Annotated in this window: 9 protein-coding genes and 1 pseudogene; 6 read left to right on the forward strand and 4 right to left on the reverse strand. The window is 70.7% G+C overall.

The window, feature by feature from the left end:
- The first annotated feature begins 90 nt into the window (after positions 1-90).
- From J5T34_RS19135 to J5T34_RS19150, 4 genes are all read left to right on the forward strand, one after another.
- Positions 91-1,395 (forward strand): bifunctional alpha/beta hydrolase/OsmC family protein, encoded by a 1,305-nt coding sequence (locus tag J5T34_RS19135; protein ID WP_208581860.1) that lies wholly within the window; start codon positions 91-93, stop codon positions 1,393-1,395.
- Between the two features lie 162 nt (positions 1,396-1,557).
- Positions 1,558-2,565: an isocitrate/isopropylmalate dehydrogenase family protein gene (locus J5T34_RS19140; protein ID WP_208582025.1), complete on the forward strand. Its 1,008-nt coding sequence runs from the start codon at positions 1,558-1,560 to the stop codon at positions 2,563-2,565.
- A 164-nt stretch (positions 2,566-2,729) separates the two neighbouring features.
- Positions 2,730-3,458, forward strand: a complete 729-nt coding sequence (locus J5T34_RS19145) for an IclR family transcriptional regulator (protein WP_208581862.1) — start codon at positions 2,730-2,732, stop codon at positions 3,456-3,458.
- A 160-nt stretch (positions 3,459-3,618) separates the two neighbouring features.
- Positions 3,619-4,959: a GGDEF domain-containing protein gene (locus tag J5T34_RS19150; RefSeq protein WP_347880673.1), complete on the forward strand. Its 1,341-nt coding sequence runs from the start codon at positions 3,619-3,621 to the stop codon at positions 4,957-4,959.
- 77 nt (positions 4,960-5,036) lie between these two features.
- On the opposite strand, the gene J5T34_RS19155 is transcribed toward J5T34_RS19150, so the two are convergent.
- Both J5T34_RS19155 and J5T34_RS19160 read right to left on the reverse strand, forming a co-directional pair.
- A complete protein-coding gene (locus J5T34_RS19155; RefSeq protein WP_208581879.1) occupies positions 5,037-5,891 on the reverse strand; it encodes a citryl-CoA lyase in 855 nt (284 codons plus the stop codon).
- Complete coding sequence (locus J5T34_RS19160) at positions 5,888-7,129, reverse strand: CaiB/BaiF CoA transferase family protein (protein ID WP_208581881.1); 1,242 nt, start codon at positions 7,127-7,129, stop codon at positions 5,888-5,890. Before J5T34_RS19160 ends, J5T34_RS19155 begins: the two co-directional genes overlap by 4 nt.
- Positions 7,130-7,438: 309 nt before the next feature.
- On the opposite strand from J5T34_RS19160, the gene shc reads away from it, so the two are divergent.
- Together shc and J5T34_RS19170 are read left to right on the forward strand one after the other, a co-directional pair.
- On the forward strand, positions 7,439-9,481 hold the full coding sequence (shc, locus tag J5T34_RS19165; RefSeq protein WP_432207686.1) for a squalene--hopene cyclase: 2,043 nt from the start codon (positions 7,439-7,441) through the stop codon (positions 9,479-9,481).
- Positions 9,469-10,137, forward strand: a pseudogene (locus J5T34_RS19170) (phosphorylase); the annotation flags it as partial. The gene shc and the pseudogene J5T34_RS19170, both read left to right, overlap by 13 nt.
- A 53-nt stretch (positions 10,138-10,190) precedes the next feature.
- Here the strand turns inward: J5T34_RS19170 and J5T34_RS19175 are convergent.
- The gene (locus J5T34_RS19175) at positions 10,191-11,045 is read right to left on the reverse strand and encodes an MlaA family lipoprotein (protein ID WP_208582027.1); all 855 of its coding nucleotides are present in this window, start codon (positions 11,043-11,045) and stop codon (positions 10,191-10,193) included.
- Between the two features lie 106 nt (positions 11,046-11,151).
- The gene (locus J5T34_RS19180) at positions 11,152-13,773 is read right to left on the reverse strand and encodes an MMPL family transporter (protein WP_208581890.1); all 2,622 of its coding nucleotides are present in this window, start codon (positions 13,771-13,773) and stop codon (positions 11,152-11,154) included.
- Positions 13,774-13,799 lie beyond the last annotated feature (26 nt).

Raw genomic sequence — 13,799 nt, forward strand, 5'->3', positions numbered from 1 at the left:
CGATCCGCATGACCTTTCGGCCACTTCGGTGGTCAAAGCGGCTACAGTAGCAAGGACCCGCCATCGCGCCATTTTCGCCAGGAGGCACGCATGCCCGAACCCGCCAACCCCAAGGTGCAATTTCCCGGTCACGACGGCCAGCCTCTCGCGGGCCGGCTCGATCTGCCGTCCGGCCCGGTCAAGGCCTACGCGCTGTTCGCGCATTGCTTCACCTGCGGCAAGGATGTGGTGGCGGCCAGCCGCATCGCGCAGGCGCTGACCCAGCATGGCATCGCGGTGCTGCGCTTCGATTTCACCGGGCTGGGCGGCAGCGGCGGCGACTTCGCCAATACCAATTTCTCCTCCAATGTGGCCGATCTGCTCGCAGCCGCCGACTACATGCGCCAGCATCTGCAGGCGCCGGCGCTGCTGATCGGCCATAGCCTCGGCGGCGCCGCCGTGCTGGCCGCGGCGGGCGACATCTCCGAGGCCAGGGCGGTGGCGACCATCGCCGCGCCGAGCGATCCGTCGCATGTGGTCGGCCTGCTGCGCGAGCACGCCGAGACGATCGCGCAGCAGGGCGAGGCCGAGGTGCAGCTGGCCGGCCGTCCCTTCCGCATCCGCAAGCAGTTCCTCGACGACGTCGCCGAGCAGACGCTGCTGACGCGGGTGTCGCAGCTGCGGCGCGCGCTGCTGGTCATGCATTCGCCGCTCGACGACACGGTAGGCATCGACAATGCGACCCAGCTGTTCATCGCCGCACGCCACCCGAAGAGCTTCGTCTCGCTGGACCATGCCGACCACCTGCTGACGCGGCGCGAGGACGCGACCTATGTCGCCAACACCATCGCCGCCTGGAGCCAGCGCTATCTCGGCATCGACGCGGCCACGCTGCCGGCCGCGGCGGTCGAGGAGGGGCTGGTGCGGGTCGAGGAGAACCATGCGGGCAAGTTCCAGCAGCAGGTCACCGTCGGCAAGCACCGGCTGCTGGCCGACGAGCCGGTCTCGTTCGGCGGCCTGAATGGCGGACCGGCGCCCTACGATCTGCTGCTGGCGGCGCTGGGCGCCTGCACGTCGATGACGATCCGGATGGTGGCCGAGCGCAAGGGCTGGCCGCTCGAACACGTCAGCGTGTCACTGAGGCACGAGAAGATTCATGCCGCGGACTGCGCCGAGTGCGATACGCGGGACGGCAAGGTCGACTGGATCGAGCGCGAGGTCACGCTGCGCGGGCCGCTCGATGCGCAGCAGCGCGAGGCCTTGCTGGCCATCGCGGACAAGTGCCCGGTGCACCGAACCTTGCATTCGGAAGTGGTGGTGCGCACGCGCGCCGCGCCGGCGGAAGGGGCCGGGGACCCGGCCGCGGGCCTCGGCCCAGAGGGCGGCAGCCCTGCCGGCACGGCGCCTGGCGGCTGACCGGGCCTGCACTGCCGGCCGAGTCGGTCCCGGCGGGGCGTGCCGCCGCCATCCGAAGCCATTGACATTTTGTGGAGATCGCCTGTGCAAACCGATGCAAATCCGAACAACAAGGCCCCGTACAACAAGGCCAACGCCGCCGCTGGCGGCAGCGGCGCCGCCATCCCGGCCACGCTGATTCCCGGCGACGGCATCGGCCCGGAAATCATGGATGCCACCCTGCAGGTGCTCGACGCGCTGGGCGCGCCGTTTGCCTGGGAAACGCAGCAGGCCGGCATGGCCGCGCTCGAGGCCAGCGGCGACCCGCTGCCCGAGGCCACCCTGGACAGCATCCGCCGCACCGGCCTGGCGCTGAAGGGGCCGCTGACCACGCCGGTGGGCGGGGGCTTTCGTTCGGTCAATGTCCGGCTGCGCGAGCTGTTCCAGCTCTACGCCAACGTGCGGCCTGCACGCACGCTGATTCCGGGCCGCTACGAGAATATCGACCTCGTGCTGGTGCGCGAGAACGTCGGCGGCTTCTATGTCGCGCACGACTACTACATCGCGGTCGGCGACGATCCGCGCGCGGTGGCGGTGTCCACCGGCACCAATACGCGCGCCGATTGCCTGCGCATCGCCCGCTTCGCCTTCGAATACGCGCTGCGCAACGGCCGCAAGAAGGTCACCGTGGTGCACAAGGCCAATATCCTGAAGGCGCTGACCGGCATCTTCCTGGAGGCGGCGCGCGAGGTGGCGGCCGACTACGCGGGACGGGTCGAGATCGAAGACCGCATCGTCGACGCCTGCGCGATGCAGCTGGTGCTGGACCCGTGGAAGTTCGACGTGCTGCTGTGCACGAACCTGTTCGGCGACATCCTGTCGGACCAGATCGCCGGACTGGTCGGCGGGCTGGGCCTCGCGCCCGGGGCGAATATCGGCGAGCACGCCGCGGTCTTCGAGGCCGTGCACGGCTCGGCGCCGGACATCGCCGGCAAGGGCGTGGCCAATCCGGTGGCGCTGATGCTGGCCGCCGGCCTGATGCTCGAGCACGTCGGCCGGCAGGACCTGGCACAGCGGCTGCGCACCGCGATCGACCGGACGCTGAACGAGGACAACATCCGTACCGGCGATCTGAAGGGCAAGGCCAGCACGCGCGAGTTTGCCGACGCGGTGGTGCGGCGGCTCGGCTAAGCGATGCTGCCGTCCCCGGGAATGCGGGGACCCGGCGACTCGCGCAGTACCGCATTGACAAAAAAAGCGCCGTTCTATACGGTGCACGGTCGCCGTGCGCCCCGCCGAATTCATCTGCCGAATCCCGTCGCGGCATTCCTCGCCGACCCGCTCCCTCGCCACCGATGCCCCGTAAAGCCGCCCAGGTTTCCGAAGCCGACAAGCATGCCGCCGAGGGCGGCGCGGTGGCGGTGGATCGCGCGCTGTTCCTGCTGCGCGCGTTTCGGCTCGGCGATACCGCGCTGACGCTGGCCGAGCTGGCGCAGCGCTCGGGCCTCTACAAAAGTACGCTGCTGCGGCTGCTGGCCTCGCTCGAGCACGCGCGGCTGGTGGTGCGCCATGCCGACGGCCGCTATGGCCTCGGCCCCGAGGTCGCCCGCCTGCATGCGGTCTATGCCGCGTCGTTCTCGCTGGAAACGGCGGTGATGCCGGTGCTGCGCCAGCTGGTGCAGGACACCCGCGAGAGCGCCGCCTTCCATGTCGAGCAGGGCGAGCATCGGCTGTGCCTCTATCGCGTCGATTCGCCGCAACCGGTGCGTGACCATGCCCGCGCCGGCGATCTGCTGCCGCGCAACCGCGGCGCCGGCGGACGCGTGCTGCGCGCGTTCGCCGGCGCGCGCGGCCAGCTGTACGACGCCATCCGGCGGGACGGCGTGGCGACGCTGGTCGGCGACCGCGTGCCGGATATCGCCGGCGTGTCGGCGCCGGTGTTCGGCCCCGGCGGCGAGTTGCGCGGCGCGCTGACGCTGACCTGTCCGGCCTCGCGATATCGGCCGGATTTCCGCGCGGACGTGCTGCGCGCCGCCCGCACGCTGACCGAAACGCTGGGCGGCAGTTTCCCGTTCGACGACTGAGTCGGCGCCTGTTCGCGGGCGGCACGGGCCATGCCACCGCTGCCCCATGCCCGACTCAAGGGGGATGCCCGGCGCCGGTGCGCCGGCTATCATCAAAGGTTTTGGGACGAGCGGCCGTGCCGCCGGGGCATATGCAACGCGGCATTTTCCGAGGGATACCGTGCAGCTAGACCAGCACAGCATTGTGATCGTCATGATGGTGGTGTTTTCCAGCACGCTGCTGATCTCGACGGGCCTTGTGTTCGCGCTGATCCGCACCGATGCCGGCCGCCTATGGGCCGGCGGCCACCTGGTGCTGTCCGCCGGCGGTCTGGCGCTGACGCTCAATGCCGCCACGGCGCATCTGGTCGAAGTGGGCGCGGTGGCGGTGATGGTCTATCTGGCCGGCAAGCTGACGATCTACTGCGGCGTGCGCGTGCATCAGGGTTTGCCCGGATTTACCCGCATGCAGGGCGCGGCCGTGGTGGTCACCGTCGCCGCCGCGCTCGATGCGCTGACCGGAACGCATCCGGTGCTGCAACTGCATCGCGTCGCCTATGCCGCGTTGGTGCTGCTGTCGCTGACGACCATCCTGGTGCTGCTGCGCTCGCGCGTGCGCCATAGCGAAATCGGGCTGCCGCTGGTGCTGCTGGCCAGCGCCGTCCAGCTGTGCGCCCAGCTCTATGGCGCGGCCGCGGCGTGGCAGGGCGACGGCGCGATTTCCCCGTCGCCGTTCAACGCCACCAATACCACCGAAAACGCGGTGCTGGTGCTGGCGCCGCTGGTGGCGACGCTGCTCGGGCTGTTCGGCTTCACGGTGATGGCGCTGGAGCAGGTCATCGCCAACAAGGAGCGCGGCGCCCGCATCGACGGCCTGACCGGCCTGCTCAACCGTGCCGCGCTCGATGCCGCCGCCAGCCGGCTGATCGTGTCCGCGCTGCGCAACCGGCAGGCGGTCGCCTGTCTGGTCATCGACGTCGATCACTTCAAGCAGGTCAACGACCGCAGCGGGCATCGCGCCGGCGATGCCGTGCTGCAGGCGATTGCCGAAGCGCTCGACAATTCGCGCCGCGCCTCCGATGTGGCGGGCCGCTACGGCGGCGAGGAGTTCTGCGTGCTGTGCCCCCATACCGACGAGCATCAGGCCAGCGCGCTGGCCCGGCGGATCCTGCGCAAGGTCCGCGCGATTCCGCTGCCGGGTCCGGCCGGCAAGTTCGCCAGCGTCAGCATCGGCGTGGCGCAGCTGCGCGACGACGGCTCGGACTCGACGGGCCTGTGGCAGCAGCTGTTCGGCAATGCCGACCGCGCGCTGTACGAAGCGAAGCGGCGCGGGCGGGATCGCTACGTGCTGGCGTCCACGCTGGAGCGCGAGGAGGCGATGGCCGCGGCCGGCGCCGCCGACAGGCACGCGGCAGCGGCGGATTCCGATCTGGCGGCCGCCTCCGACTTCGAGTCCGAATTCGAGGCTGAATCCGAGTCCGATGCCACGCTGGCGGCCGGTCTTCCCGGCGACGCACGCTGACACGCCAGCGTCGGCCCTGGCCCGCGCACCGGGGCCTTTCACCTCATCCCGTTCACCCCATCCCTTTCACCCCATCGTCAGTCCGCGACCGCATCCGGCACGTCGCGCGGCGGGTGCCCGTCATAGGTCCAGATGAACTCGCGCGGCATCGGCCCCTTGTTGCGGCCGCCTTGCTCGGTCTGCTCCCAGGCGTGCGCCAGGATGCCTACCGAGCGCGACAGGCAGAACAGCCCGCGCGCCAGCGGCGGCGGGAAACCCAGCTCGGCATAGATCACCGCGGTGGCGCCGTCGATATTCATCGGCACCGGCCGCGAGCGTCCCGCACCGAGCTCGACCTCCACCGCCCGCGCGATCGCGGCGAACCGTCCGGTCACGACGCCATCGGCCGCGGCCTGGTCGACCAGTTGCAGCAGCCGCGGCGCGCGCGGATCGACCGGATGGAAGCGATGGCCGAAGCCCGACACATATTTGCCGTGCAGCTCGCGCCAGGCCTGCAGACCCGCGCGTACCGCCTCGGGCAGCGCCAGTCCCGCGTCGGCGCGGGCGGCGATATCCAGATAGAGTGCGACCGCCTGCTCGCCGGCGCCGCCATGCACGTCGCCGAGCAGATTGACGGCCGACGCCATCGCATTGTTCAGGCCCACGCCGCAGGTCGCGGCCATGCGGGCCACCGCGATGCTGGGCGCCTGCGGGCCGTGATCGACCGCGGACATCAATGCCGCGTCGAGCAGGGCGCCCTGGCGCGGGGGCGGCAGTTCGCCGCGCAGCATCAGCCAGATCATCTGGGCGAACGTGGTACGCCCGATCAGCTGCTCGATCGGATAGCCGCGATAGCGGATCACGCCCGGCTGCATGTCGATGATGGCGCTGTGCCACCAGTCTTCGGCGCGGCGCTGGCCGGCGTCGGGCTTGGAGGGGTCGAATGCCGTCATAGCGCCTGCTCCGCCTGCATGGTGTCGATCTGCTCGGCCGTGTAGCCGAGCTCCAGCAAAATGTCGCGCGTGTGCTGGCCCAGTTCGGGCGGCGGCGCGTCGACCGCTGGCGCGGCGCCGTCGAGCTTGAAGCCGGTGCGCAGCAGCCGCAGATCGCGTCCCACGCCCGGCGCATCGGGAAATTCCGCGACGATGCCGCGTGTGGCGACCTGCGGATGGGCCAGCGTCTGCGGCACCGTATAGACCGGCCCGGCCGGCACGCCGGCCTGGTTCAGCAGCGGCCACCAATGCGCGGTGGGCTGCCGCGTCAGCTCGGCCTCGAGCGCGTGCTGCAGCGCGCCGCGATGCTGCAGCCGGGCCTGCCGCTCGGCAAAGCGCGGGTCCGTGGCCAGTTCCGGCCGGCCGATCACGCGGCAGACCGCCTCGAACTGTTCCTGCTTGTTGGCGGCGATATTGATCAGCCCGTCGCCGGTGCGGAAGGTGCCGGACGGGCTCGCGGTCATGTTGTCGTTGCCCATCGGCGCCGGCTCGCGCCCGGCCACCAGATAGTTCGACACCACCCAGCCCATCGTCGCCAAGGTCGATTCGAGCATCGACACGTCGATCAGATAGCCCTCGGTGCGGTCGCGGTCGGCCAGCGCCGCCGCCACCGCCAGCGCTGCCGTCAGGCCGCCGACGGTGTCCGACACCGGATAGCCGACGCGATATGGCGCGGTATCGGCATCCCCGGTGATGCTCATCACGCCGGCCATGCCCTGGATGATCTGGTCGTAGGCCGGCAGGTCGGCCAGCGGGCCGTCCTGGCCGAAGCCGGAAATTGCGCAATAGATCAGCCGCGCATTGTCCTGCTTCAGCGTCTCGTAGCCGAGCCCGAGCCGCGCCATCACGCTCGGCCGGAAATTCTCGACCAGCACGTCCGACTCGCTGACCAGCCGGCGCAGCGCCTGCTTGCCGAGCGGATGCTTCAGGTTCAGCGTGATCGAGCGCTTGCCGGGGTTCTGCGCCAGGAAGGACACGCCCATCAGCCTGCGGTTCAGCTCGGCGTCGGCGCCGAGCTGGCGCGCCAGGTCGCCGGTGCCGGGCGTTTCCACCTTGATCACGTCCGCACCCAGATGGGCCAGCTGGTGGCAGCAGAAGGGGCCGGCCAGCACATTGGTCAGATCGAGCACACGGATGCCGCGCAGCGGTTTGCGCGGGTCGCGTTTCGGCTGGTCGGTATCGGGGGAGGCTGGATTCATCGCGGTCGCTTCGATGTTTTGGTGTTTTGATGTTCTATACAACAGAACATCGGTCTTTTGAAAGGAACAATGCGCGCCAGCATAGAAGGCGGGCAGGGGAGCTGTCAAGGCGAGCCGGCACGGCCGGCCGGCTTCGGACCTTGTTGCTATAATCGCCCGACCCCCAACACCGATCGCGAGATTCCACGCGCGCCGGTCGTGGTCCCGCCCCGCCGGCTGCCCTCGCGATGTCATTGCGTGACGAGGAGTGATGTGGCTGAAATCCAGATCGCCTTGCGAGGTTCGCCGCAGGCCGCCGATGCGGCGGCTATCGCGAATCCGCCGGATCCCGCCGTCTACCCTTCGTCATCCCCCGCTTCATCGGGTCACAGCCGGCTCGGCCTCGATGCCGCGATCGCGCACGCCGTCGACGCGCTGATCGCGCGGCAACGGTCCGACGGCCACTGGGTGTTCGAGCTCGAGGCCGACACCACGATCCCTTCCGAATACGTGCTGCTGGTCCACTATCTGGGCGAGCCGGCCGATGCCACGCTGGAAGCGCGCATCGGGCGCTATCTGCTGCGCCGGCAGAACGAGGACGGCGGCTGGCCGCTGTTCCATGGCGGGGCGTCGGACATCAGCGCCAGCGTCAAGGCGTATTTCGCGCTGAAGATGATCGGCGAGCCGATCGAGGCGCCGGCGATGCGGGGCGCGCGCGAGCGCATCCTTGCGCTGGGCGGGGCCGAAGCCAGCAATGTGTTCACGCGCACGCTGCTGGCCTTGTACGGCGTGATGCCGTGGCGCGCAGTGCCGCTGATGCCGGTCGAGATCATGCTGCTGCCGCTGTGGTTTCCGTTTCATCTGTCGAAGATCTCGTACTGGGCGCGGACCGTGATCGTGCCGCTGCTGGTGTTGAACACGCTGCGTCCGTGTGCGCGCAATCCGCGCCGGGTCGGCATCGACGAACTGTTTCGCGGGCCCAGCCAGGCGGCCCGGATGCCGGGCAGGGCGCCGCACCAGAGCCGCCTCTGGTATGCGGTGTTCCGCGGGGTCGATGTCGCGCTGCGCGTGTTCGAGCCGTTGTCGCCGCGCCGGCTGCGTCAGCGGGCGATCCGGCGGGCCGAGCAGTTCGTGCGCGAACGCCTGAATGGCGACGATGGCCTGGGCGCGATCTTCCCGGCGATGGTCAATGCGGTGATGATGTTCGACGCGCTGGGCGTGCCGCGCGACGAGCCGGCGGTCGCGCAGGCGCGCGCGGCGCTGGATCGTCTGCTGGTCGTGCATGGCAACGACGGCGATGAGGCCTACTGCCAGCCGTGTTTCTCGCCGGTGTGGGACACCTCGCTGACTTGCCACGCGCTGCTCGAGGCCGGCGGGGAACGGGCGATGATGGCGGCGCGGCGGGCGCTCGACTGGCTGCTGCCCTTGCAGGTGCTCGACGTGCGCGGCGACTGGACGGTGCGCCGTCCGCATCTGCGCCCGGGCGGCTGGGCCTTTCAATATGCCAATCCCCACTATCCCGATGTCGACGATACCGCCGTGGTGGCGATGGCCATCGACCGCGCGGCACGCGGCGATACGCGCTGGCGCGCCCGCATCGCGCCGGCGCTGGGCAGGGCCTGCGAATGGATCGAAGGCATGCAAAGCAGCGACGGCGGCTGGGGCGCCTTCGAGCCGGAGAACACGCACCGCTATCTGAACAGCATCCCCTTCGCCGATCATGGCGCGCTGCTCGATCCGCCCACGGCCGACGTGTCGGCGCGCTGCCTGTCGATGCTCGCGCAGCTCGGCAAATTGCCGGCGAACAGCCGCGCGGCCGCGCAGGCGCTGCGCTATCTGCTGACGGAGCAGGAGGGCAACGGCAGCTGGTACGGCCGCTGGGGCACCAACTATCTGTATGGCACCTGGAGCGCGCTGTGCGCGCTGCAGGCGGCCGGGCTCGGGCCGGATGCCGCGCCGGTGCGGCGCGCCGCGCAGTGGCTGCTGTCGGTGCAGAACGACGACGGCGGCTGGGGCGAGGACGGCAGCAGCTACCGGCTCGATTACCGCGGCCACGAGCGCGCGCCCAGCACGCCGTCGCAGACCGCCTGGGCGCTGCTGGGCCTGATGGCCGCCGGTTGCCGCGATCTGCCGGCGGCCGCGCGCGGCATCGACTATCTGCTGCGGCAGCAGCGGGCCGACGGGCTGTGGGACGAGGCGCATTTCACCGCGGTGGGCTTTCCGCGCGTGTTCTATCTGCGCTATCACGGCTATGCGCGTTACTTCCCGCTGTGGGCGCTGGCGCGATATCGAAATCTCGGCAATGCCGGCAATGCCGGCAATCCCGCCGACGATGCCGCCCAAGATGCGAGCCGCATGCCATGGGGCATGTGAGCGAGCCCGCAAACCGCGTGGATGCGGCGGCGCCGCGCTGGCTCGTCGTGACCGGCATGGCGTTCGAGGCGCGGCTGCTGGCGTGGCCAGGCGCAGCCACGGTGTACGGCCTGCGTGGCGATGCCCTCGATGCGGCGCTGACCGCCGCCTTGCACGACAGCGAAGGATTGGCGCACCGCTGCATCGGGCTGATCAGCTTCGGTGTGGCCGGCGGGCTCGACCCCGCGCTGCCGCCGGGCAGCGTGATCGTGGCCGATGCCGTCGCGGCCGCAGATCGGCGCTTCGACACCGATGCCCGCTGGTCCAACGCGATTCGCATGGCCTTGCCCGAGGCGGTTGGCGGAACGGTGGCGGGCGTCGATGCGCCCGCCGCGGTCATTGCCGACAAGCGGGCCTTGCATGCGGCGACGGGCGCCGTGGCCGTCGATATGGAGTCGCACCGCATGGCGGCCGCGGCGCGCGCGGCCGGGCTGCCTTTCGTGGTCTGTCGGGCGATTGCCGATCCGGCTGCGCGCCGCGTTCCCGCGGCGGCGCTGGCCGCGTTCGGGCCGGATGGCGGCATCGATCTGCGCGCGCTATGCGCAACCCTGCTGAAGCAGCCTTCGCAGCTGGGCGAACTGCTGCGACTCGCGGCCGATGCCGCCGCGGCACGGCGTGGTTTGCGCCGGCTGGCGGCGGCGCTGCAGCGCGCGACGGACGATTCCCGCGATTATTTTGAGGCGGGTGCTGTCGCTGGTGCCGGGGCCGGAGCCGGAGCCGGAGCCGGAGCCGGCGCAGGCGCAGGCGCGGGCGCGGGCGAAGAAGGCGGCTGCGCTCCGGCCGCGCCTTCCTCCTCGTCGCCCTCGTCGCCATAGTCGGGCAGCTCGCCGCCCGCGGCGCCGCGCAGCCGTTGACGCCGCTGCTGCAGATAGGCGTCGCGCACGAAGCTGTATTTGTCCAGCGCGGCCTGCTCCAGCAGGCTGGTGGCATCGAGCAGGTTGCTGCGCGTATTGACGAACTGCAGCGCGAACAGGCTGTTGCGCCAGGCCGGATCCATATAGGTCACCGGGTAGGCGTAGGCATCGCCGACGCGCCCGACGCCATCGCGCACGGTGCTCGGCCCGAACAGCGGCAGCACCAGATACGGCCCCGACGGAATGCCCCAGGTGCCCAGCGTCAGGCCGAAATCCTGCGGATGGCGGGGCAGCCCGGCCGGCGTCGCGATATCGATCAGTCCGCCCAGGCCCAGCACGGTATTGACCGCCACGCGCATCACGCTCTCGGCCGCCGCCACGCCCTTGCCCTGCAGCAGGTTGTTGATCGCATTGCCGACGTCGCCCACATTGTTGAAGACATTGGTCACCGCGGTGCGCACCGGCTGCGGCGTGATGCGCCGATAGCCCCTGGCTACCGGCACCGCGACATAGGTATCGACCTTGTCGTTGACGGTGTAGATCGCGCGGTTCATCGGTTCGAGCGGGTCCGCCGGGTTGGCGTTCGGGCCGGTCGCGCAGGCCGCGCAGCACAGCACGGCAAGCGGGACCAGTCGGCGCAGCGGTAGCGAAGGAGGCGAGGGCTCTGGCATCGGGATCATGGTGGCGTCGTGATGGCGTCGTTGTTGTTGCGTCGTGGTGCGTCCGCGGCTTGGGGTCAAGGTTCAGGCAAGGCTCGGGCAAGGCTCGGGCAAGGCTTCATGGAACGCCGCGCGACTGTCGCGGCCGTCCCATCAGGATAGGCTGGAAAAACACTGCGCCGGCCAGCGTGCACACCAGCGACAGCGCCAGCAGCTTGCCCATGCTCGCGGTGCCGGCATGGTTCGACAGCCACAGGCTGCCGAACGCGGTCGCGGTCGTTGCCGCGCTGAACAGCACCGCGTGGGTCAGGCTGGACTGCAGCAGACCGGTCTTGCCCTCGCGCCACGCGATCACGTAGTAGATCTTGAAGGCGACGCCGATGCCGAGCAGCAACGGCAGCGCGATCACGTTGGCGAAGTTCAGCGCGATGCCGAACACCACGCACAGCTCCAGGGTCAGCACCGCCGATACCAGCAGCGGCACCAGCGTGCGCAGCACGTCGCCGAAGCGCCGCAGCGTCAGCCACAGCAGGATGGCGATCGACAGTACCGCCCAGGCGCCGGCCTGGGCGAATGCGCCGAGGATGGTGTGCGCCGAGCCCCGTACCGCGATCGGGCCGCCGGTCGCCTCCGGCGCGATCGCCAGTACGGTCGGCACGAAGACGTCGAGCGCCGCCTCGCGCGCGCGCTCGCCCGGCGGCAGCCGTGGGCTGACGGTGACCAGCGCGCGGCCGTCGGGCGTCAGCCAGTCGCGCACCAGCTCGCGCGGCAGCGAGTCGATGGTGATGCGCTCCGCCTGCAGTGCCTGTGTCAGGCCGGCCAGCCCGAGCTGCAAGGGCAGGGCGATGGCCCGTTCGGCGCGATCGCGGGCCGCGCCGTCGGCATCGGCCAGCTTGCGCAGCGCCTGCGCCAGCCGCCGTGCCTCGGCCACGCCGGCGGCCGGCGTGGTGCCCGGCGCCGAGCGGGCGTTCGCCGCCAGTTCGAGCCGGGTGGCGGTCAGGCGCAGCGCGGCCACGCGCAGTGCATCGGTGGCCGGCGGCGCGGCCGGCTGGGTCAACGCAGGCAGCAGCGCTTGCGCTGCGTTGGCGATCAACGGCAGCCTGGCGTCCTGATCGGGCGGCACGAAGCTGTCGAGCGTGGTGACGCGCGCAATCTCCGGCCGCGCCGACAGCCGCGTCGCCAGCGCGCGTGCCGCGTCGAGCGAGGGCGCCAGCACGCTGACATCCTCGGTGCCGGCCTGCGGCGCATCCTTCAGCGCGCGCAGCGTCGCCATCGATTCGGAGGCCGGGTCCTTCAGGTTCAGCGGATCGAAATCGAAGCGCAGCTGCGTCAGCAGCGGCGAGGCGGCCACGATGACCCCGCAGGTGACCCACAGCACCGGCGTACGATGGCGCTCGAAGAATGCGTCGGCCGGCGCCAGCCAGCGGATGCCCGGCGCGACGGTCTCGCCGTCGGGCCGCAGCACGCGAATCAATGCCGGCAGCAGCGTGACGGTGGTGAAGAATGCGACGAACATGCCGACGCCGGCGATCAGGCCGAGCTCGGCCACGCCGCGATAGTCGGTCGGCAGGAAGGCGAAGAACGCCGCCGCGGTGGCCGCGGCGGCCAGCGACAGCGGCACGGCCAGCGCCTGCGCGGTATGACAGAGCGCCGTGACGATATGGTCGCGGTCGTGCCGCTCGGCCCGGTAGCGCACGCCGAACTGGATGCCGAAGTCGACGCCGAGGCCGACGAACAGCACGGCAAAGGCGACCGAGATCATGTTCAGCGCGCCGACCATCGCCAGGCCCAGCGCCGCGGTGACGGCCAGGCCGGCGAACAGGCTCAGCAGCACGGCGACGATCAGCCGCGCCGATCGCAGCGCCAGCCACAGGATCAGGATCACGACCAGCACCGTCACCGCGCCGTTCAGTGCCGCGCCATCGGCCACCGACGCAAATTCCTCGTCGGACAGCGCCTGCGGCCCGGTCAGCCGCACGTCGGCACCGTAGCGCTGCGCCAGTTGCAGCTGCGCCGCGCTGGCGCGGATCGCCGCGGAGGCATCGGCTCCTGCCTGCAGGTCGCCATAATCGAGCACCGGACTGACCGCGACGAAGGCCAGCGCGGGCCCGGCCGCCGGGGTGGGATCGGCCAGCGTGCGCCACGACAGCGCCGCCGGCCGACCCGCCAGCACCTGCTCCAGCGTCATCGCGCTGCGGGCCAGCAACGGCGCCATCTGCGCCAGGGTGACCTGGCCCATCTGCAGCGGCAGGCCGAGCGTCACCGACAGCGTGTCGGCCAGCCCGCGCAAGGTGGGATCGCGCGCCAGTGCGTTCAGCAAGGGCCGCGCATCGGTCAGATCGCGCGTGACCCTGGCCAGCGTCGGCGTATCGAGAAACAGCAGCCCATGGCGGGCGAAGAAGGCGCCGCCGCCGGGCTGGCGCACCGCCTCGAAGTGCGACGGCTGCTTGCGCAGCGACTGCGCGAGCGCGTCGGCGGCGGCCTCGGCAAGTTCCGGCACGGGCGCCCGCACTACCGCGAGGATCAGGCGGTCGCGATCGGGGAAGGCTTCGTTCAGCGCGGCGTCGTAACGGGCCCACGGGGCATCGACATCGAGCAGCCGGCCGATATCGGTGTTGATCGCGAAGTGCCGCGCCGCATACCAGCTGCTGCCGGCACAGAGGACGGCGGCCAGCGCGATCGTCAGCCAGGCGCGGGTCGTCGCCAGCATGACGAGACGGGTGATCGCCGCGGTCAGCATGCCGCGAACCCGTGGGGGGCCGCCCC

Source organism: Cupriavidus gilardii (assembly GCF_017598945.1).
GTDB classification, from domain to species: domain Bacteria; phylum Pseudomonadota; class Gammaproteobacteria; order Burkholderiales; family Burkholderiaceae; genus Cupriavidus; species Cupriavidus gilardii_E.